Below are 19,047 nucleotides of genomic sequence, written 5' to 3' on the forward strand. Positions count from 1 at the left end.
CTTAGTCTTTCAAACCATATCACCCCCAACCAAAACAAACCTCCAGGCCCGCTTGAGGGAACAACCCAGACAGAAGCAAAACTGATGGGTAATTAACTTGTTAAACTATGTAAAGCATTTCTGAATCCAGTTACGAGTTGCGTCTATGCAGGTGGCGATTGTTGGGGCAGGGTTAGCCGGATTAGCGGCGGCCATTGATCTGGTGGATGCCGGCCACCAAGTGACGATTTACGAGTCTCGCCCGTTCATTGGCGGCAAAGTGGGGAGTTGGGTCGATCCCGATGGCAATCACATTGAAATGGGCCTGCACGTTTTCTTTTACAACTACGCCAACCTGTTCGCGCTCCTTGATAAGGTCGGGGCTAGGCAAAATCTCTTACCGAAAGAACATATCCATACCTTTATCAATCGGGGTGGGATGACCGGAGGCTTGGATTTTCGCTTTCCCCTCGGTGCGCCGTTTAATGGCTTGAAGGCATTTTTCACCACTAGCCAACTGAATGTCCAAGATAAGCTGCAAAATTCCATTGCCCTTGGCACAAGTCCAATTGTCCGCGGCCTGGTGGATTACGAAGGGGCCATGAAACAAATTCGGGGCCTGGATAAATACAGCTTTGCCGATTGGTTTCGCCGGCACGGGGGATCTGAAGGCAGCCTCAAACGCCTTTGGAATCCGATTGCATATGCCTTAGGTTTTATTGGTGTCGAAGAGATGTCGGCCCGCTGTATGCTGACGATTTTTCAGATGTTTGCCGCCAAAACTGAAGCCTCCAAACTGAATATGCTGAAAGGCTCACCCGATAATTATTTGCTTAAGCCCTTGGTGGATTACTTAACGGCGCGGGGGACAGAAATTTTTACCAGGCGGCGGGTCAGGGAGATTTTATTTGATCAGCAAGAGGGTAAAACTACTGTGCAGGGCCTGGTGATTGCCAAAGGGGAAGAAACCGAAACCATAATCGCCGATGCCTATCTTTGTGCCTGTGATGTCCCCGGAATTCAACGCCTCATCCCCCAGGCCTGGCGGCAGTGGCCAGAATTTAACAACATTTTCAAACTAGATGCCGTTCCCGTGGCCACAGTTCAACTCCGCTTTGATGGCTGGGTGACAGAACTGCAAGACCCGGAAAAACGCAAACAACTCCAACAGGCCAGCGGAATTGACAACCTCCTTTATACCGCCGATGCTGATTTTTCCTGTTTTTCAGATTTGGCCCTTTCTAGCCCCGCTGACTATTACCGAGAGGGGCAAGGTTCCCTGATGCAAGTGGTTTTAACGCCGGGTGATCCCTTTATGAAACAAAGTAATGAAGCGATTGCCCAACACGTTCTCAAACAAATCCATGACCTGTTTCCCTCCTCCCGAGACTTAACGATGACTTGGTTTAGTGTGGTGAAATTAGCTCAGTCTCTTTATCGAGAAGCTCCGGGGATGGATCCCTACCGCCCAGCCCAGGCTACCCCAGTGTCTAACTTCTTTTTAGCAGGGAGCTACACTCAACAAGATTATATTGACAGTATGGAGGGGGCAACCATGTCCGGTCGGCAAGCGGCACAGGCCATATTGACAGGGTGGAATTCATGAGTGAGTGGCTTGAGCATACCGTCCAAATTGAAGTAGCCGCCCCAATGGACTTGGTTTGGGATCTTTGGTCAGACCTGGAAAAAATGCCCCTTTGGATGAAATGGATTGACTCCGTTAAAGTCCTAGAAGAGAATCCAGATTTATCCCGCTGGAAGTTGGCCACCGGAGGCCTGGAATTTAGTTGGCAATCTCGGATTCGGCAGCAGATTTTTCATCAAATGATTCAATGGGAATCTGTCGATGGCTTGCCCAATCGGGGGGCGATCCGCTTTTATGATCGCCACGGGAGTAGTATCGTCCGTCTGTCAGTGGCCTATGCCATTCCCGGAGTTCTGGGAAAAATTATGGATCGATTGTTCCTCGGTAAAGCAGTAGAAAATAACCTGCTGGAATCCCTCCAGGCCTTTCGGGACTATGCCCAGGCTGTGGCTAAACCGGTTTCCCAACCCAATTAATTTAAGAAAAACTGGCCTGTACTGGTACAGACGAGCAGAGTAAGGTTATCCTGATAGCAATCTTGCTCAATTTTTGTCTTTTTTTACCAACTTTATGCCACTGTGAGTGCTCCCCCCCGTAGTCCCAACCCCAATCCTCCCCTCTCACTGGGCGAACAAGTGGAGCGTTTACCGGCCCTGTTTGCAGCGGCGCGCCCTCAACGTCCAGGTGATAATGGCTCGCGCTCAAGTCGGATTACCCCAGCCCAAACCGAATTGATTCGTTGTTTGAAAACTATTTTGGAGCAGCCCCTCCCCCAAGAAGACGGGATTTTGCGCGGCGGCTATCTGCAACGGTTAATTGAAGCCTATGCTCAGTTATTTGCCAGTTGTTTATCTGGAAGCAATAGCCAACTCCAACACCAGGCCCTTGTTCAAACCGTCCAACGCCTCAGCCAAATCCCGATGACGGTAATCCAAGAAGATTATGATCGTCTCAACCGGGGTCATTATAACGTCCCCCTCAAGCAGCTTGTTCTCTCCTTTAGTCGTCCTACCTTGGCTCAACGGGCTACCCCCCCCACCTTAACGGAAGCGGAATGTTTTTTAGCCATTTTTATCCAAGCCCTCCGTCAACAACTGGGTTCGGTGGTTTTATTCAGTGATGAATTTAGGCGCGACTATCGAGATTTACTCCGGAGTGTCTGTAAGGCAGCCCCCGATCCGGAACTTTGCCAAAGTAATCTCCCCGGTTGGCTTTGGGAAGCAATGAAGTCCTTTGACCCCCTCAAGGCGTTTAGTGCCACAGGCCATGGGCGGCCAACCTTTGAGGCCTGGGTGCGAACCGTTGTCAATAATAAACTGGCCGATGAAAAACGGAAGCTCCTCAAGCGGGAAGCCGATGAACTGCTGTTCTATGAAAGTCGGGCCCTCCCCATGTTTGAACAGCGCTATGGGGCAGCTGGGGCAGCGGTGCAAGAGGAGTTAGATTTAGCTGCTTGTTGCCAACTGATCAAAATTGTCCAATCGGAAATCACTGACCCCCGGATTCGGGCCTCAACCACCCGCCTTCGTCAACAAATTGCCCAACTCTTGGGGTGGACGATTGAATATACCCGCGAAATTCATCAACAAGTCCGGCGGATTTTGGGGCGTTATGTCCAGTCAACCCGCTCTCTGAACATTACCTCCACTGACAGCAATCAAGAATGGATTGATAATTACCCCGATGCCCGTACCCTGCCTAATTTAGGAAATCAGGGGGTAGATTGCATGGTGGAATTTCTCAATGATCAGCAAACACCTATCTGGGTGCGAGATTGGTGCGAAAAACGGCGGACTCAGGCCGAAATTGCCGCCGAACTCTTTGTCAGCCAACCCACTATTTCCCGTTGTCTCGGCCGTGAATATCGTCTCTGGCTTTACCGTAAGTTCTTCAAAGATCAACAAACCCCAGAATGGATGAGGCAATGGTACGATACCCAAACCATATCCAGTCCCCATCAACGGCGGCAAGCGCGACGGGATATTCATGGAGACTATGCCCGTGGTGTGTTTACGGCAAAGCAGATTGATGACCAAATTGAGGCGCGGCTAGAGGAATGGTGCTTACGCAATGGCATTTATTATTTAGCCTAATTTCAAACTTGGCCGAAGCTATTCACTTGTACGGATGATACTATTTATGAGTTCTATGTTTGCCCCTGTAGTTCCTATTGCTCGGCAGGCCTGGGATGCGGCCCAATCCGTCTTGCAAACCTGTAGCCCCCATCGCCAAAAAGCGGCCTTACCTTACCTGTTGGCAATGTATAGCTTTATGGCCTGGTGGGAAGAGGATGCGCAGGCCAGCAACGGTGGTTTAGAACGGGAGTTATCCTTAACGACGACTTGGTGTGAACAACCAGAGGTTTTAGAACTGATCAATCTGGCCGATTTGAATGTGGAGGGAGTGCAGTTAGCTTTCTATCCTCTCGAGGTTGGTCAAAGCAGTTTTGAGATTCATTGTCCAACATTCTTAGGGGTTTTACAGGCTGACTTGGCTGTGGCCGTAGAGTTAGATCGGCATCAGTGCTGGGCTAAATTACTAGGTTTCTTAGATCGGGCGGCTTTAGTTCAACATTGGCAAGCCCAGCCCCCAGATACCCAAGGTTTTTCCCCAGTGCCCCTAGAACTTTTGCAACCGATTTACTACTTACCTGAGCAAATTAGCTACCTTCAACCCGCGATCCCCCAGGCCAGCCCTAAAACCCAGGCTAAAGCTAAAGCCAATAAAACTAATCGCAATCAGCCCCAGCCAGCCTCAGGTACGCCCACAGATGTCCATCACCTCACGGCTAAGTTGCTGCAATTGGGAGTCACACCGGTCGCCCCAGGCCTGGAAGGACAATCCACAGAAGCGACTCCCAGGATTTCTACCCAGTCAAAAGATGCTAGTTCCGTGAATCGTTTAGTCCAGGCCTTGCAGATTTATAACGGCATCAGTACCATTGAGAAGATCAACTATTAAACCCGGATTACCCTCTCTTGTCGGGGTCTAGCATAGATTTGGCAGAATTACCAGCGAGATCAGGTTGTACTCTTGATCACTCGGTAGGCAACACTCCCATTTTGATAAAAGGGTTGATAGACAACGCCACTGCAACTGAAATACTGGCTACCATTTTGATTCAAGGCCTGGCAACCATCAGGTAAATAGGAAACTACCGCTCCTACGGGTGGGGCGACCACAATATAGGAGCTACCTTGGGGAGATAAATAAACTCCATCGGAATAGAGATAGGGCGTACCCGACACATAGATGTTGGTGTAGTAGGGAGGGGGTTGACTAATAGCTGCCCCAATCGCTAATCCACCCGCGAAAGCCGCAGCCCCCCAACCCCAGCCAGGTGGGACATAATAGCCTCCTCCGTACCAGCCACCGCCACGCCAGTTATTTCCATCCACATTGACCGTATTGCCACTGATGTTGGTGATATTCCGGCTCGGATCGTTGGTATTAATGGTTCGATTTGGGCTGTAGGTATTGATTGTATTACCGCCGCGGTTATTGACGGTATCATTGCTAAAATTGCCGCTGTTAACCCGAGTTGAACTGGAGTTAAGGCCACTGCTACTGACGGGGCGACTGGTGAAATTACTAGAATTTTGGAGATTGTGGGAAAAGCTGCCACTTTGACGAACATTGGTACTCCGAATATCACCTCCGCTAAAACTTCGCCCCCCGCCAGAGGGACGGGCCTGGGCCATGGTCATTAACCCTAAGGACATGGCCAAGCTCAGGGCAGAGAGGCAGAGAACAGAGGAACGTTTCATCATGAAGCTACCAAATCAGTATCGCTATTCGATGCCATTCTAGCGAACCCGTCCCGATGGGCCTTTGGAACGGGGACTGGCTGGGTCAAGACGGTATGGTTCTAAGGTTGTCAAATTAAGCGAATCTGCCCTACCCCTTGGAAATGAGAGAATCAGATGTGTCGCCTGAGGCAAACTATTCTGACTCGAAAAATCTAATCAGTTGTTTTCTCAACTATTGCATCAGATGGGTTTTAACTGGTTTCTCACCAACCCCAATTGGTTCAGTCCATAGGATTATTCAGTCTTTTTTGATGCGTGTTTGATACGTGCTAATCCAGGTAAGTGCCGATGTATCCAATCCGAGACTTTCTCGTCATTGCTTGGTATCAGGCCCGCCAGCGTTTACCCCTTTGTTCCCTAGGGTTGTATTTAGCTTTGATGGCGATGGTGGCAGCCGTATTTACACCCATCTATATCGGACGGTTGAGTCGTGCAGTCCCAGGAGTAGTCATTCGGTCTGGAGATTCTCTCAGGAACTTTGAAGGGATTATGGAACCAGGCCTGGAACAGCAGTTCGAGAAGATATTTCTCCCAATTAGCATTTTATTTTCAGCCCTGCATCAGTTTTGGCTACCTTGGATCATGGCCTTGGTCTTTGCGGCGTTCATCACTCAATACTTTGTTGCTCAGCGCAGTCGGATCAATTGGTTTGGGCTAGGGGCGGGAAGTTCAGGCATGGCCATTGTCCTGATGGTGTTGGGGTTATGGGTTGAACCCGTGCTGGCAGTGGTCATCCCGATTGTGGGCTTTCCAGCCGGAGCGGCGGTTGTGTTTCTGTATCGGGAATTGGAATGTCAACGCCTGGCCTGGCGATCATGCTTGGCAATTACCACGTTGGCAACGCTATTTGGGTTGATTTTGGGAATTTGGTTGTTAATTGGCTTTTTACAATTTCGGGCCATTGGGATTCCGGCGGGACAATCCGGGCATACCTTGGCCTTGGTGCTGTTCCCCTATGTTTGTTTCCTTGGCCTGGGCTTGGTGATTGCCCTCTTATCCCCTTGGTTTCGCCGTCCTTCAGCCTAGAATTGCTACCTCCCTTAGGTTGCGAAAGTCGTTATCAAGAGCACACCAACCTATAACAGATGATGACTTTTATCTTGTCGGTTTAGGGCAGATGTCTTGCAGTTTTGCTTCAGACTCCTGATCTACAGTCATGAATCCCAGGCCTGCAATCAATTCACTTAAGATGAAAGAGTGTGGCCTGAAACGATGAAGGGTGAGGGAGTCCCAGCCCTGATTGTTGGAAATGACCCACCTTAGGGAAATTGATAGTAGCCGTCCCGTGCCAATTTGTGCCTTTATCCCCCTTGATGGGGATCATTTTTGTGACATTCAGGAAACTGTCTGGCCAGATATTAAAGTTCTGTTACCCTCCAGCTATGGTTAGGGTCGGGATTCGCTTAGGGCTAGACAGTATTTTGTGTTTCTTTGAGGCGGCGCACCCGATTCACTCAGTTCTGCATAAGTCCTGAGAATTAGCCCTAAAGCATTGGTAGTTGACGGTTTGCTCCTCTTCGTTTATTTCTGATTGGATTGTTCATTATCGTCCAATTTTTCGGCCTATATGGGAATTTAGGTGCAGTTGTGATTGCTAGTTTATTTACCAAACCAAAACAAGGCCTGGGCATAGAACTTACCCCGGAGCGAGTCAATATCGCCCTTTTAGAGCAGGGACGGCAGGGAATTAAGTTAAGTTCCTTTGTCTCTGTTCCCCTCAACGAAGGTGCCATCGAAGAAGGGCGGATCATGGACACAGCCACCGTGGCAGAAGCCATTCGTCAAGGTCTCGAAGAAAAGAAGATCAAGGCCAAAAATGCTATCAGTGCTATTCCTATGGGAGATGCGGTGATTCGCTTGATTCGCCTCCCTGCGGAATTGAGTAATGCCGAGCTTCGGGAAATGGTGCTGTACCAAGAAGCTCCCCTTTATCTGCCCTTTCCCCGAGAAGAAGCTGATGTTGATTATCAGAAGTTGGGTAGCAGCCTGGATGATGATGGGATTGAGCGGGTGGAAGTTTTGCTGGTGGGGACGTTGCGCTCTGTCACTGATACCATCGCCAGTACGTTTATCCAGGCCGGTGTGCAACTGACAACGTTAGAAGTGTCTAGCTTTGCCCTGATGCGGACGATGCGAGAACAACTCCAGCAATTAGTTGGGGAAGCCGTGGCGATTGTGGATATTGGCTACGACGGTACAGAAATTAGCATTGTTAAGGATGGGATTCCCCAATTTAATCGTAAAGTCCCCATTGGCACAGCCCGGATGCAAGAGGCTATTAGTCGAGCCATGAATTTACCGCCAGCAATGGGTGTGGATCTGCTTAGTAGTTTATCGGTTCCCGTGGGACAAATAGATGGTGTTCCAGCTAACCCAAGTTCGGCGGCAATCTTACGAGTGTTGGGGGATTTATCCGATGAAATCCGCCGTTCGATTGATTTCTACTTAAATCAAGGTGAAACATTAGAAATTTCGCAACTTCTTTTGGCGGGAGTTGGGGCAGGAATTGGTCAAATTGATGACTTTTTTAATGAAAAGTTGAACTATGTCACCCTCCTCATGGATCCGATTGCCAACCTCTCACTCCAGGTGAGTGATGAACTTTCCCCAGATAAACGCCCAGGCCTGGGAACAGTCATTGGTCTGGGTTTGCGCGGCGTACTCTAAGCAGGAGATGAGCGACTTATGTATGTAATTGACATTAACTTACTGAGAGACCGACCAGAATTTGGCGGCGAAGTTGACTCTGGCACTGTTGGGGGAGGCACTGACAATACCCCAATTATTATTGGTGGAGTTGCCGCAGCTGTTTTCATTGGCCTGGTTGTTTTGGGAGCTGCTGGAGCCACCTACTGGACAAGCCAACTCCAAGCCAAGAAAGCTGAAGTGGAAGCCCGCCTCGGAGAAGTTGCCCCCAAGTTAGCGGAACTCGGAGAATTAAAAACTCAGGTTACCAATATGACCGCAGAAACCAAGGCCTTAACAACAATCTTTAATCAGGTCAAGCCCTGGTCAGCCTTGCTACAAGATATAACTCGGGTAACGCCAACTGGCATTCAGGTTACTAAAATTACCCAAGCTGCTCCGCCTGCTCCACCCCCGCCACCGCCCGTCAAAGAAGGAGAGGCTCCACCCCCACCCCCGCCGCCACCCATGACGAGTGAGTTAACTATTGAAGGACAAGCTAGCTCCTTTGATAGCATCAATGACTTTCTTCTTTTACTTAACCAGAAATCTCCATTTGTAGTTAAAGATGCTAGCCGGTTGGTCGCAGCTGCCCGTCCTGGCGTTTCTTCACCTCTACAGGTTGCTAACTGCGAGCCATCTTTTATTTGTTTTCGAGTCATGACCACGGTTAATGATGTTCCGGCTTCTGAATTGATTCAAGCCTTAGAGCAGAACGGTGCATCCGGTTTAGCCTCTCGGATTAAATTTTTGAAAGAACGAGGAGTGGTAACACAATGACCCTAACTGGAGATTTTGGCTCCCCCATTCAAGACAGTCCGCCCCCGTCTTATCCCACCGTATTTGGGGTTACTTTCACGCCCATTGTTACAGGGATTCTGATTGCAGTTGGTGGTTTATTAGTGGCCGCTTACCTTGGCTCAATCCTCGTTGCTCCAAAACTCGAAGAAGCGACTACCTTGCAACTTGAGCTCTCCCAACAAGAGGATGACCTGAAGCAGCGGGAGGAGACCCTCAAGCAACTTAACAAAGTGGTCGCTGACCTTGAGCAGGCCAAGGTGAATAACCAACAAGTACGGACTCTCTTTGCGGATCAAAAAGCCTTGGATACACTTCTCCTAGATTTGAATCAGATTATCAATGCTAGCCAAGCCCGCCTAGACAAGTATGAGCCACAACCCCCTACAGTTGTTTCAGATAGCTCCCTTGGGCCTGAACTCAATAACAAAATTAAGCAACAAGTCACTAACGTGATCATGGAAGGCTCCTATGAACAGACGATTAAGGTGATGCAGAGCATTGATAGCCAACAAAATTTCTTGGTGGTGCGGGGATTAACGGTTGAAGCCGTTCCGAACAAGCCTGGCCTGGTCAAGTCAACCTTTAACATGATTGCCTATGTCCCCCTTACCCCAGAGGAATTGGCGGCGGCCAATCCACCCCCAGAACCCAAGCCGGAAGGGGAAGGGCAAAAAGATGGCCAACCTAAACCGGAGGGTACCTAAGTCATTATTAAGCCCCAGAGACTAACCAACTGTTAAGACCAACCCGTGATCTAGAAATTCATCCTTCTTTATTGTTCTGAGTTTTGCCAAGTTTTGTGAGGAGTAGAGTCGTGAACCAGTCTCAAGCGTTACAACGAATCGGGGTCAGTTGCCTGACTGCTAGTCTCCTGTTGCCTTTAGCCCAACCCGCGGCTTTTGGGGCAGATACGGAAATTACCGGGATTAAGTTGAACAGTACCCCCAATGGGATTCAAGTTGTCTTTAATGTGCAAGGAAATTTGCGTCCTCCTGTCTTCACGGTCAATCGGGGTAACGCCTCCATTGCCGATATTTCCAACAGTCAACTCCGCTTACCCCAAGGAGGAGCCTTCCGCCAAGATAACCCGGCTCCTGGCATCACCTCCTTAGAAGTTGCCCAGCTTGATCCCAAAACGATTCGGATTACAGTTAACGGTGTTGCTTCGGCCCCAAGCTCTCAGGTTGTCCGCAAACCCGATGGCTCCGGGCTACTTCTGAATTTTATCACCGCCCAAAAACCCGCTGGCCCAGCGACTCCACCCATTTCTGGACAGCCCGCCAATACATTCCCCGGCCCAAACCCTGTGCCACCACTCCAAGCCCGCGCCGTGGCCCCACCTGTGGGAGATATCGTGATTGCCCCGGTGCTCTCTGACCCGGATGTGATTGATTTGGGAACCTCTGAACGAATTCCTCGCCTCCTCTTACGGGAAGCCCCAGTCCGCGAAGTATTAGGTCTTTTAGCCCGGGCAGCAGGAGCTAACATTGCCTACTCAGAGGACAGTGGTGGGCCTGGGGCAGGGCCACAAACCATATCCCTAGATATTGAAAATGAGTCTGTCCAAGATGTCTTCAACTATGTGATTCGGGTAGCAGGATTACAGGCTAATCGCCAGGGACGCACCATTTTCGTTGGCTCCCAACTTCCCCCAGAGGCCCAAAATCGGATTGTCCGCACCATTCGGTTGAACCAAATGTGGGCTACCATTCAAACCCAGACGGTACAAACCCTCACTTCCCAGGCCAATACAGGTGGGAGTGTCGGTGCAATTGCTGGCTCCGCTAGCAGTGGGACAACGGCTGGTACGTCTACCCCTGTCCAAACCTCCATTAACCGGCAAACCCAGATTACCGATAACATCAATCAACTCGGGGCCCTCGAACTGTTGCAATCCTATGGGGCAAACCAAGGTGCAACAACCCCACAAGGTTCCCAGTTTCAAAGTACCCTATTGGCTGGCCTGTCCGTAATTGCCGATGCGCGGACAAACTCTGTCACCTTGATTGGCACTCCCCGGAAGGTGGAAATGGCCATGAGTATCATTTCCCAATTGGATGTTCGCAAGCGACAAGCCATGGTGAACGTTAAGTTTGTGGATGTGAACCTCCTCAAGGGCCGAGTGTTTAACACTAATATTCAAACCAATTTTGGCGATAGCTTGACAGCAGCAATCTTCGATCCTAATGGCTTAAGCGTTAGCAGTGGCACTCAACCCCCTGGCCAAAGCCCCCCTGTTGTCATCCCACCGGATCGGGAAAATACAACGGCGATTATCTTTCCGCCCATTGCCATCCCAGGCCTGCCTGTCGGTCAAACCGTTAGTAATTTCTTTGCCAATATCATCCTTCAAGTACAAACGGGAAATGTAACCATCCTGACCAATCCAACCCTAGTCATTCAAGAAGGGAGTGCGGCTCAGGTTAACTTGACCCAAGAAGTGTTTTCGGGGATTACTTCCACGGCTTCTACAACGGGTACAGGGAGTGGAGCCGCCGTTGCTGCGACCAGTATTACGCCCATCATTCGCCAGGCCGGGGTCATTTTTAACGTCACGATTGACCAGATTGATGATAATGGCTTTATTACGATGCAACTGTCGCCGGAAGTCAGTGCCCCCAGTGGAACTTACTCAGTGGTTTTCCCAGGTGTTTCTCTGCCTTCGACTGGAACCTTATTATCCCAACGACGAATGGAGTCGGGGCGGATTCGCCTACGGGATGGGCAAACTCTGGTTCTGGCAGGGATTATTCAGGATCAGGATCGTTCAACCGTGACGAAAATTCCCATCTTGGGTGATCTTCCGATCCTGGGACGTTTGTTCCGGCAAGAATCGAGTACCCGTGATCGGCGGGAGTTGGTGGTGATGGTGACACCAAAAGTGATGGATGATTCCCAAAACGCCACCAACGGCTACATCTACTCCCCAGGCCAAGGCATTAGCCCCCAAATGCAGCAGCAAATTCTCACCCCTCCTCGCCGGTACTAGAACAAGGATGATTGATTAAAGCTAAAGCAGAAGCTCTCCAAGCTCATTGTTTAGGAATGGCGAATTGAGATTAAGTTCTTGATTCGTCATTTTTATGTTTTTAGTTTATGTTTTTAGGGTTTTCGCCAGAGGGCATCGGCCATGCGACAGGTTTGGACTATTTCCAGGCCATCATGGACGCGAACCAGATCTACCCCTTGGGCAATGGCATAGCAACAGGTGGCAGCAGTTCCCCAAACCCGGCCCTTTGGCTCTGGTTGGTTGAGGATTTCGCCAATAAACCGTTTCCGAGAGGTTCCGACCAGAATGGGACAGCCGAGGGTTTGAAAATGCCGGAGGTTTTGCAAGAGTTGGATATTTTGAGTCGTTGTTTTGGCAAAGCCGATCCCTGGATCAATCACAATCCGAGACTTAGAGATACCAAAACTTAGGGCAGTCGAAATTTGGGTCTGGAAAAACTCTTGTAATTCCCCAATTAAATCCCGGTAATCGGTCAGAGTTTGCATGGTTTGGGGAGTGCCGCGGCGGTGCATCAAGATGATTGGAGCCTCGGTCTGGGCTGCTACTTGAAAAATTTTGGGATCATCTTTCCCTCCAGAAACGTCATTAATCAGATCGGCTCCGGCATTCAGAGCGGCCTGGGCCACCTCGGAGCGAGTTGTATCAATCGAAATGGCTATGTCTAATCCCTGGCGGATCGCTTGAATCACTGGAATGACTCGCCCTAGTTCTTGATCTAATGAAATTTCAACAGCCCCAGGCCGGGTGGATTGGCCGCCAACATCTAAAATATCCACGCCCGCATCAGCTAATCCTTGAGCTTGTTTTAAGGCTGCTTCTAGGCTGACAAACTCACCCCCATCACTGAAACTATCTGGGGTGATATTCAAAATCCCCATCACATAGGTCTTCCGGCCCCAAATAAATTCCTGCCCTCGAATGCGCCAACCCCCAGGCCCGTCAACCGGATGCACACTTGCCTTGTTAGGATAGAAATCCACTCTATTTGCCTACTGTTCTGTCGTGATTCTCGCCCTATGGTAGCAAGGGGCCTGGGACTAGAGACAAACCATTCTGCCCCATTGAGCAATGTTCTGACTGACCATGAGCGTTAACCATGCAATTTATTGATCAAGCCGAAATTGAAGTCCGGGCCGGGAAAGGGGGAGATGGGATTGTCGCCTTTCGGCGGGAAAAATATGTGCCAGCCGGGGGGCCAGCCGGGGGCAATGGCGGCCATGGCGGTTCCGTGATTTTGGAGGCGGTGACTCATTTACAAACTCTTTTGGATTTTCAATATGCCCGCATTTTTAAGGGTGAAGATGGCAAACGGGGCGGCCCGAGTAATATGACTGGAGCGAGTGGGCCGGATCGGATCATTCAAGTTCCCTGTGGCACAGTGGTTTTAGATGCGCAGACTGGGGAAATGTTGGGGGATTTGGTCGAGCCAGGCCAGCAGTTATTAGTCGCTAAAGGGGGAAAAGGGGGCCTGGGGAATAAACATTTCTTGAGCAACAGCAAACGAGCCCCAGATTATGCCCTACCCGGCCTGGCAGGAGAAGAACGATTTTTGCGACTAGAACTCAAACTCTTAGCCGAAGTGGGGATTATTGGTCAGCCCAATGCCGGTAAATCTACCTTAATTTCCATTCTCTCCGCTGCCCGCCCGAAAATTGCTGATTATCCCTTTACAACTTTAATCCCAAATTTAGGGGTAGTCCGCCGACCGAATGGGGATGGAACTGTGTTTGCCGATATTCCGGGATTGATTGCAGGGGCGCATTTGGGGGCCGGCCTGGGCCATGAGTTTTTACGCCATATTGAACGCACCAAGGTCCTAATTCATTTGCTGGATGCCACCGGAGATGATCCTTTTGCAGCCTATGAGACGATCCAGGCCGAGTTAGCCGCCTATGGTCATGGGTTAGCCAGCCGCCCGCAAATTGTGGCCCTGAATAAAATTGATGCCCTACTCCCAGAGGATATAGAGACAATCCAGGCCCAGTTTCCCGATTCCTTAAATATTTTGACGATTTCTGCCGCGACTGGAGCTGGCCTGGAAGTGCTTTTAACCCATGTTTGGGCTTGTCTGGATGCCTACAATCAAGATAGGCAAGATATGAATGATGACGATACGCTGCTTTATGTCCCCATCTGAACCCGACTTACTGGCTCCTGAATTCCAGGCCGCGGTGGAACGACTCCATGAACTGACTCTGTGGTGGCGATGGTTCTTGGTCATTGTGCTGTGGATTACGGTCGGGGGCTTTAGTCTGTGGATACTCCGGGGTGATATAAGTCTTTTGAAGGAGCATTTTACCTGGGCATCTGTCCGCTATGCCTTAGCGTTTAATCGGGGTGCTGCCATTGGCCTGGGCTTGTGTCTGGGCATGACCTTGGCGGTATTGATGTGGCAAACGCGCAATATCTTATGGGGCCGCCCCCAGGCCTGGCAAAAACGTCTAGAGCGGCGGGTTTGGCAAATTCGTTTACAGGGCAGCAGTCATCCCCTATGGCGTTGGGTGTGCGCTCAAAAGTAAACCAGCTAAGGGTTCTGGCACCGGGAAAATAATTAAAATCAATAATCCTAATGCCACCAGTCCCAGACCATCGCGCCAAGAATTAAGTTCCGAGACATCATTGACGGCGGGTTCATCAAAGGCTGGCATCAGAAAGAGAATGATGGCCCAAAAGAAGAGCCAAGGTTGCACAAAGGACAGGACTAAGACCAAGAGGCGGGTAATTTGCCCAATGATCGCCCCAGCCCGATGACCATACATGGCATGAACAATATGTCCGCCATCCAACTGACCCACAGGCATCAAATTTAAGGCCGTCACCACCAGGCCCAAGGCCCCCGCAATCGCCACTGGATGTAGGTGAATCCCGGAGAGGGTCGTTAAATCGGCTCCCCAGACAAAACGGCAGAACAAGGCAAACAAAATCGAAATCCGCGGATTCAGGGCCTCAATGCTCAACCGACTGCTGCTGTCTTGGGGAAGTTCGACCAGTTGTGATTGCCCCAGGCCCCAGACCAAAATCGGTAATGTCACCAAGAGTCCTGCCAATGGCCCCGCAATGCCCACATCAAACAAGGCCCGGCGATGGGGAATCGGAGAGCGAATTTGGATAAAGGCCCCCAACGTCCCCAGGCCAAAGGGAATTGGAATAAAGTAGGGCAACGTGGCCTGGATTTGGTAATACTTGGCCATAAAATAATGCCCACTTTCATGAACCCCCAAAATTCCCACCAACGCCAAGGCATAAGGCAAACCAGCCAGCAAGAGTTGGGGAGAACGAATTACCATCGCCACAGTCAGATTGGGTTGGGCCAGGGCGGCTCCGGCTAAGGTCGTGGTCAGCAGGGTGAATGCAAACAAAAGTCCGGTGACGAGGGGGCGGGTTAACTGGCCAGGGCTAGGAATCCGTTGCTTGGGAATTAGGGCAAAAAAGGGTTTATCGCTGCCTCCCATTTGAAACGTGACTAAAAACCGATCCCCAAACTGGAGGGCAATATTGTCTTGAACGGTGGTATAAACTTTCTCGGCCTGACCCCGCATCTGCCCCCGACAAATCACGGCCTGGGGACGATATTCAATTTGCTGAAGATAATAGAGTGACCAGGGAAAACAGCCTTGGAGTTGTGCTTCTTCAGCCCGGTTAAGTAGGTTTTGAACTGGTTCTGCCTCTGCTTGGGCCTGGGGGTTTGTTTCGGGGGTGGGAGCAGCGGGTAAATTTCGGCGCAGTAAAACCCAATATAGGAACGAGCTAAAAATAAAGACCATAATCAGCAGCAGGGAGGGAATGGCTTGTTGTCCCTTGACGAGCATCCAGGCCACGATGAAAAAAGCTGGCATCATCAAAACCAGCCACAGCAACCAGGCCGGAGTCCGACTCATTCGGGCCGCCCCGCGTTGAACCAAGAGATAGAGGATCAAGCCCAGAAGCAGTAGAGACACCCAAACCATTCATTTCCTCGCCGTTTTAGCAGTGATTTCTCAAGCGTTGTGGCCATCTACCGGGCGATCTGGGGCATCTCTGGGGACACTCAAATTTTTCCGGGATGTTAGTATTCCATCTCCATTGTAGGAATGACAAGAATCACTGCGCAAACCGAGAGAGCTAGGGAATTTGTTCGTGGGTCATGACCGTAAACCGAAAGAAGTTCCGCAGCACCTCTGGATCCACTTGTACCAGTCCCGCCTCGCCAATCCAGGTATTAATTAACTCAGTGGCTTGGGGGTCACCCCGCAGAAACTCCCCCATAAATTTGACAATGGTGTAGTTGACTTGGCGGCGAAAGGTGGCATCGCCCTGGGGCAGCATACAACCCACACCATAACTAGCCAGGGGAGACTGGGGAGCTAAATCCAGGTTTGTCATCCCTAAGCTTTGACTCAGGGCCATAATAAATAGACTATCCCCAACTACTCCATCTACTTTTTTGGCTTTTAAGGCTTTTAAGGCATCCGTAAAGGTGGCAATAGGAACCAACGTGGCCTGGGGTTGAGCTAACTTAGCCGCTTTTTCAAAAACCGTATTGGGAACCACTGCCAGGCGTTTTCCGGCCAAGGCCTGTAAAGTCAGTAAATTACTGCCTTGGGGAACCAATACCCGGACATTGACAATGTTGTAACTTGTTGAAAAATCTACATACTGATCTCGGTTCCAGGTAAAGGCGGTATTACAAACAATGTCCACTTCCCGATTTTGGAGCTTGCTAATCTGAGCAGCAGCATCTTCAGCTTGGACGGCCTGGAGGGTGATGGGTTTACCCAGTTCTTGGCTCAGTTGGTTGCGGATTAAGTTCACCACATTGACCGAATAGCCATCAATTTCATTTTCAGCGTTGATATAGCTATAGGGGGCCTGGTTGAGACTAATCCCCACCGTTAAGATGCCAGTCCGAGCGACTTTTTCCATCACCGTTTCCGCCAGACCGGCCCGCGGTGTGACGAGCAACAACAGACTAGATAAGAGCAGAAGTTTAACTTTGGTAAACATATAGGGCATCCCAGGAATGGCTCTCAGTCTAAGAGGAATCAGGGTTCACTGGCAAGACTGGGCAAAATTCGCAGGGTCTTGGTCACGCCGATGTTGTTGGGGAATCGGGGGGCCTTGATTGGGGCCGACTAAACTAGCGGTTAACTCCAAAGAGTCTCGCAGTCGCTTGGCCGCATAGATAGACATATCCCGAGGCACACTAATTCGATCCCGGAGATACCTTAATGCCGCATCAGAATGAGCTGGAGGTATTACTGCTGCTCCTGTCATCAAATGGGTGAGGGCGGCGCGCAGGGCTGGATCAATCAGAGTCGGTGGGCCCGGATTAACCTGGATAATTTTTTCACGATGTTTGAGCACGCGAGTGAGGGCTTCAGTGCGGCTAGTTTCCGGTTCAGGGTAGGTCACGTCCGGTAGTCCAAACCAAGGGCCCTGATCCACCCGTTGCTGATAGGCATTGGTTTGAGGTTCCATATTGCTGTAACAGCCCCCCATCTGTGGCGGTAAATCATGGGCATGGGTATGGAAATCACTTTGGGTGCCGCGATAGGTTGGCAGCGTTTCCAGGCCTGTGAACCATTCCCCTAAGCTTGGGTTTTCCTCCCGCAGTGAGTATCCTTTGTAATAAAACAAGCTGGCATTCATCCGCTCCACATAGGGGACAAACACCACATCGGCGGTACTGAATTCTTCTAGGAAAAATGGGCCAGGAGTTTGAGCTAAGGCTGCCTCGACTTGGGCCACCACTTGCAAAAATTGAGCTTTATTTTGGACCTCTTCTCTAGCAGAGCGGGTCGGATAACAGAGCCAATTACACCAGGCCCGGAACAGTAACCGTTCTAAGCGGCGCAATGGCAACACCCGTGCATCAGTCATCCCCCAACCCAAGGGGCCAAAGGTAGTTTCTAAAGCTAAGAGAATGTCATCACTTTCCGTCAGTAAGCGGCCATCTAATTCCACTGCCGGGAGCATTCCAGAGGGGACTTTGCGCTTATACCAGGCCTCTTTTTGGCCATAGCAAAACATGGTGACTTTGGTAACTCGGTAGGGAATTTGCCTCTCTTCTAGCCAGAGCCAGACCTTCTGACAGTAGGGACACCAGGCATGATGATCTCGGTAAAGCGTCACCCGCACTGCTGATTCCGACTGGCCAAATAACCGGAGCCGGGCCTGGGCATTGGTGGGGCCGTTGACTAAATCCGGATGAAAATTGGCAAGGGCGGCTAATTCTGACCATGAGAGGGGGTAATTCATGCGGCGCGACTCAATTTTTTACCAACTGTTTCAGCAATTTCCGTCTCTGTTGTTTCAACTTGTGGACGCACCCCCTACTAATGCTAGTGCCTATCGGTTTGAGTCTGTCGCAGTCAAGGAAGCTCAGTTTCAAATTGATGGAGTCTTTTTACCACCGGAAACAGCAGGACCTGGAACAATTTATTTCTGTGAAGTGCAATTCCAACGAGATGAACAACTGTATGAACGTCTGTTTGCTGAGTTATTTCTCTATTTTTACCGTCATCGGGGTAACTTTTCTGACTGGCAGGCCGTGATTATTTATCCCCATCGCAACACAGAGCAGGCAGAATTAACTCCCTATGCTGAATTATTGAATAGTGGCAAGGTTCACCGGATTTTTATTGATGAGTTAGGAGAGCCAGAGAATTTATCCCCAGAATTAGGACTGATGCGATTGACCATTGAATACGAATCCAGTGCGCCGCGATTAGCCGGAGTAATTCTAACCAAAGCCGAGGCATCTACTCCCAAGAGGCAAGCCATAATAGACTTAGTGACAACGATTATGGTTTATAAATTCACAACCTTAAGTCGGCAGGAGGTTGAGGCGATGTTAGGGTTTACGGTCAGCGAATTACAACAAAGCCGCTTTTATCAAGAGGTCAAGGACGAAGGACGGCAAGAGGGGCGACAAGAAGGTGAGTGAATTGGTACACAATGAGGGCGGCAAGAGGGATTAGAGTTAGAGGCTCGGTCATTGGTGCTGCGGCTGTTGACTCTGAAACTTGGGACTTTACCAGTCGGGATACAAAATCAAGTAGAGAGTTTAGGATTGCCCCAGTTAGAAGAATTAGCGATGGCGTTGCTAGAGTTTCAAGAGGTGGCGGATTTGGGGGCCTGGTTACAGAAGTTTTAATTTTCTATCAAATTATGACGATTATGTTTTCTAGAAGATAAGT

17 protein-coding genes and 1 pseudogene are annotated in these 19,047 nt (G+C 50.1%); 13 read left to right on the forward strand and 5 right to left on the reverse strand.

Annotated features, from left to right (window positions below; genetic code table 11):
• Positions 1-145 precede the first annotated feature (145 nt).
• From zds to SYN6312_RS06810, 4 genes are all read left to right on the forward strand, one after another.
• Positions 146-1,585, forward strand: a complete 1,440-nt coding sequence (zds, locus tag SYN6312_RS06795; RefSeq protein ID WP_015124123.1) for a 9,9'-di-cis-zeta-carotene desaturase — start codon at positions 146-148, stop codon at positions 1,583-1,585.
• A complete protein-coding gene (locus tag SYN6312_RS06800) occupies positions 1,582-2,040 on the forward strand; it encodes an SRPBCC family protein (RefSeq protein ID WP_015124124.1) in 459 nt (152 codons plus the stop codon). The genes zds and SYN6312_RS06800 overlap by 4 nt, the downstream gene beginning before the upstream one ends.
• 102 nt (positions 2,041-2,142) lie before the next feature.
• Positions 2,143-3,657: a hypothetical protein gene (locus SYN6312_RS06805; RefSeq protein WP_015124125.1), complete on the forward strand. Its 1,515-nt coding sequence runs from the start codon at positions 2,143-2,145 to the stop codon at positions 3,655-3,657.
• 55 nt (positions 3,658-3,712) lie between these two features.
• Complete coding sequence (locus tag SYN6312_RS06810) at positions 3,713-4,525, forward strand: hypothetical protein (RefSeq protein ID WP_041430678.1); 813 nt, start codon at positions 3,713-3,715, stop codon at positions 4,523-4,525.
• 59 nt (positions 4,526-4,584) lie between these two features.
• Here SYN6312_RS06810 and SYN6312_RS06815 read toward each other — a convergent pair whose 3' ends face one another.
• Positions 4,585-5,334 carry a DUF6515 family protein gene (locus SYN6312_RS06815; protein WP_015124127.1) on the reverse strand — a complete coding sequence of 250 codons (750 nt, stop codon included), beginning with the start codon at positions 5,332-5,334 and terminating at the stop codon, positions 4,585-4,587.
• A 327-nt stretch (positions 5,335-5,661) separates the two neighbouring features.
• Here SYN6312_RS06815 and SYN6312_RS06820 point away from each other — a divergent pair, with 327 nt between their 5' ends.
• The 5 genes from SYN6312_RS06820 to SYN6312_RS06840 all read left to right on the forward strand — a co-directional run bounded on the left by SYN6312_RS06820 (position 5,662) and on the right by SYN6312_RS06840 (position 11,848).
• A complete protein-coding gene (locus tag SYN6312_RS06820; protein WP_015124128.1) occupies positions 5,662-6,399 on the forward strand; it encodes a hypothetical protein in 738 nt (245 codons plus the stop codon).
• A 561-nt stretch (positions 6,400-6,960) separates the two neighbouring features.
• Complete coding sequence (gene pilM, locus SYN6312_RS06825) at positions 6,961-8,040, forward strand: type IV pilus assembly protein PilM (protein WP_015124129.1); 1,080 nt, start codon at positions 6,961-6,963, stop codon at positions 8,038-8,040.
• Positions 8,041-8,058: 18 nt separating this feature from the next.
• Positions 8,059-8,838, forward strand: a complete 780-nt coding sequence (locus tag SYN6312_RS06830; protein ID WP_015124130.1) for a PilN domain-containing protein — start codon at positions 8,059-8,061, stop codon at positions 8,836-8,838.
• Complete coding sequence (locus tag SYN6312_RS06835; RefSeq protein WP_015124131.1) at positions 8,835-9,563, forward strand: hypothetical protein; 729 nt, start codon at positions 8,835-8,837, stop codon at positions 9,561-9,563. Before SYN6312_RS06830 ends, SYN6312_RS06835 begins: the two co-directional genes overlap by 4 nt.
• Before the next feature lie 110 nt (positions 9,564-9,673).
• A complete protein-coding gene (locus SYN6312_RS06840; RefSeq protein ID WP_015124132.1) occupies positions 9,674-11,848 on the forward strand; it encodes an AMIN domain-containing protein in 2,175 nt (724 codons plus the stop codon).
• A 113-nt stretch (positions 11,849-11,961) separates the two neighbouring features.
• Here the strand turns inward: SYN6312_RS06840 and folP are convergent, their stop codons facing one another.
• Positions 11,962-12,747: a dihydropteroate synthase gene (gene folP, locus SYN6312_RS06845; RefSeq protein ID WP_156804964.1), complete on the reverse strand. Its 786-nt coding sequence runs from the start codon at positions 12,745-12,747 to the stop codon at positions 11,962-11,964.
• A gap of 218 nt (positions 12,748-12,965) precedes the next feature.
• On the opposite strand from folP, the gene obgE reads away from it, so the two are divergent.
• Together obgE and SYN6312_RS06855 are read left to right on the forward strand one after the other, a co-directional pair.
• Positions 12,966-14,006 carry a GTPase ObgE gene (gene obgE / locus SYN6312_RS06850; RefSeq protein WP_015124134.1) on the forward strand — a complete coding sequence of 347 codons (1,041 nt, stop codon included), beginning with the start codon at positions 12,966-12,968 and terminating at the stop codon, positions 14,004-14,006.
• On the forward strand, positions 13,993-14,388 hold the full coding sequence (locus SYN6312_RS06855; protein WP_015124135.1) for a hypothetical protein: 396 nt from the start codon (positions 13,993-13,995) through the stop codon (positions 14,386-14,388). Before obgE ends, SYN6312_RS06855 begins: the two co-directional genes overlap by 14 nt.
• Here SYN6312_RS06855 and SYN6312_RS06860 read toward each other — a convergent pair.
• The 3 genes from SYN6312_RS06860 to SYN6312_RS06870 form a co-directional block, all read right to left on the reverse strand.
• The gene (locus tag SYN6312_RS06860; RefSeq protein WP_015124136.1) at positions 14,359-15,816 is read right to left on the reverse strand and encodes a site-2 protease family protein; all 1,458 of its coding nucleotides are present in this window, start codon (positions 15,814-15,816) and stop codon (positions 14,359-14,361) included. The genes SYN6312_RS06855 and SYN6312_RS06860 overlap by 30 nt on opposite strands.
• 154 nt (positions 15,817-15,970) lie before the next feature.
• Positions 15,971-16,852 carry an extracellular substrate binding-like orphan protein GrrP gene (gene grrP / locus SYN6312_RS06865; protein WP_015124137.1) on the reverse strand — a complete coding sequence of 294 codons (882 nt, stop codon included), beginning with the start codon at positions 16,850-16,852 and terminating at the stop codon, positions 15,971-15,973.
• Positions 16,853-16,897: 45 nt separating this feature from the next.
• On the reverse strand, positions 16,898-18,106 hold the full coding sequence (locus tag SYN6312_RS06870) for a glutathione S-transferase family protein (protein ID WP_015124138.1): 1,209 nt from the start codon (positions 18,104-18,106) through the stop codon (positions 16,898-16,900).
• On the opposite strand from SYN6312_RS06870, the gene SYN6312_RS06875 reads away from it, so the two are divergent.
• Both SYN6312_RS06875 and SYN6312_RS20540 read left to right on the forward strand, forming a co-directional pair.
• Positions 18,105-18,794, forward strand: a complete 690-nt coding sequence (locus SYN6312_RS06875; protein WP_253276428.1) for an Rpn family recombination-promoting nuclease/putative transposase — start codon at positions 18,105-18,107, stop codon at positions 18,792-18,794. The genes SYN6312_RS06870 and SYN6312_RS06875 overlap by 2 nt on opposite strands.
• Before the next feature lie 33 nt (positions 18,795-18,827).
• Positions 18,828-19,004: pseudogene (locus SYN6312_RS20540) on the forward strand (DUF4351 domain-containing protein); the annotation flags it as partial.
• Positions 19,005-19,047: the final 43 nt, after the last annotated feature.

This window comes from Synechococcus sp. PCC 6312 (genome assembly GCF_000316685.1).
GTDB lineage: Bacteria > Cyanobacteriota > Cyanobacteriia > Thermosynechococcales > Thermosynechococcaceae > Pseudocalidococcus.

Excerpts from the sequence above, each read along its gene's own strand:
- zds (WP_015124123.1), top strand. The coding sequence starts at position 146 with ATGCAGGTGGCGATTGTTGGGGCAGGGTTAGCCGGATTAGCGGCGGCC.
- SYN6312_RS06800 (WP_015124124.1), top strand. The coding sequence starts at position 1,582 with ATGAGTGAGTGGCTTGAGCATACCGTCCAAATTGAAGTAGCCGCCCCA.
- SYN6312_RS06810 (WP_041430678.1), top strand. The coding sequence starts at position 3,713 with ATGTTTGCCCCTGTAGTTCCTATTGCTCGGCAGGCCTGGGATGCGGCC.
- SYN6312_RS06815 (WP_015124127.1), bottom strand. The coding sequence starts at position 5,334 with ATGATGAAACGTTCCTCTGTTCTCTGCCTCTCTGCCCTGAGCTTGGCC.
- SYN6312_RS06820 (WP_015124128.1), top strand. The coding sequence starts at position 5,662 with ATGTATCCAATCCGAGACTTTCTCGTCATTGCTTGGTATCAGGCCCGC.
- SYN6312_RS06830 (WP_015124130.1), top strand. The coding sequence starts at position 8,059 with ATGTATGTAATTGACATTAACTTACTGAGAGACCGACCAGAATTTGGC.
- SYN6312_RS06835 (WP_015124131.1), top strand. The coding sequence starts at position 8,835 with ATGACCCTAACTGGAGATTTTGGCTCCCCCATTCAAGACAGTCCGCCC.
- folP (WP_156804964.1), bottom strand. The coding sequence starts at position 12,747 with ATGGGGATTTTGAATATCACCCCAGATAGTTTCAGTGATGGGGGTGAG.
- obgE (WP_015124134.1), top strand. The coding sequence starts at position 12,966 with ATGCAATTTATTGATCAAGCCGAAATTGAAGTCCGGGCCGGGAAAGGG.
- SYN6312_RS06855 (WP_015124135.1), top strand. The coding sequence starts at position 13,993 with ATGTCCCCATCTGAACCCGACTTACTGGCTCCTGAATTCCAGGCCGCG.
- SYN6312_RS06860 (WP_015124136.1), bottom strand. The coding sequence starts at position 15,816 with ATGGTTTGGGTGTCTCTACTGCTTCTGGGCTTGATCCTCTATCTCTTG.
- grrP (WP_015124137.1), bottom strand. The coding sequence starts at position 16,852 with ATGTTTACCAAAGTTAAACTTCTGCTCTTATCTAGTCTGTTGTTGCTC.
- SYN6312_RS06875 (WP_253276428.1), top strand. The coding sequence starts at position 18,105 with ATGCGGCGCGACTCAATTTTTTACCAACTGTTTCAGCAATTTCCGTCT.
- SYN6312_RS06870 (WP_015124138.1), bottom strand. The coding sequence starts at position 18,106 with ATGAATTACCCCCTCTCATGGTCAGAATTAGCCGCCCTTGCCAATTTT.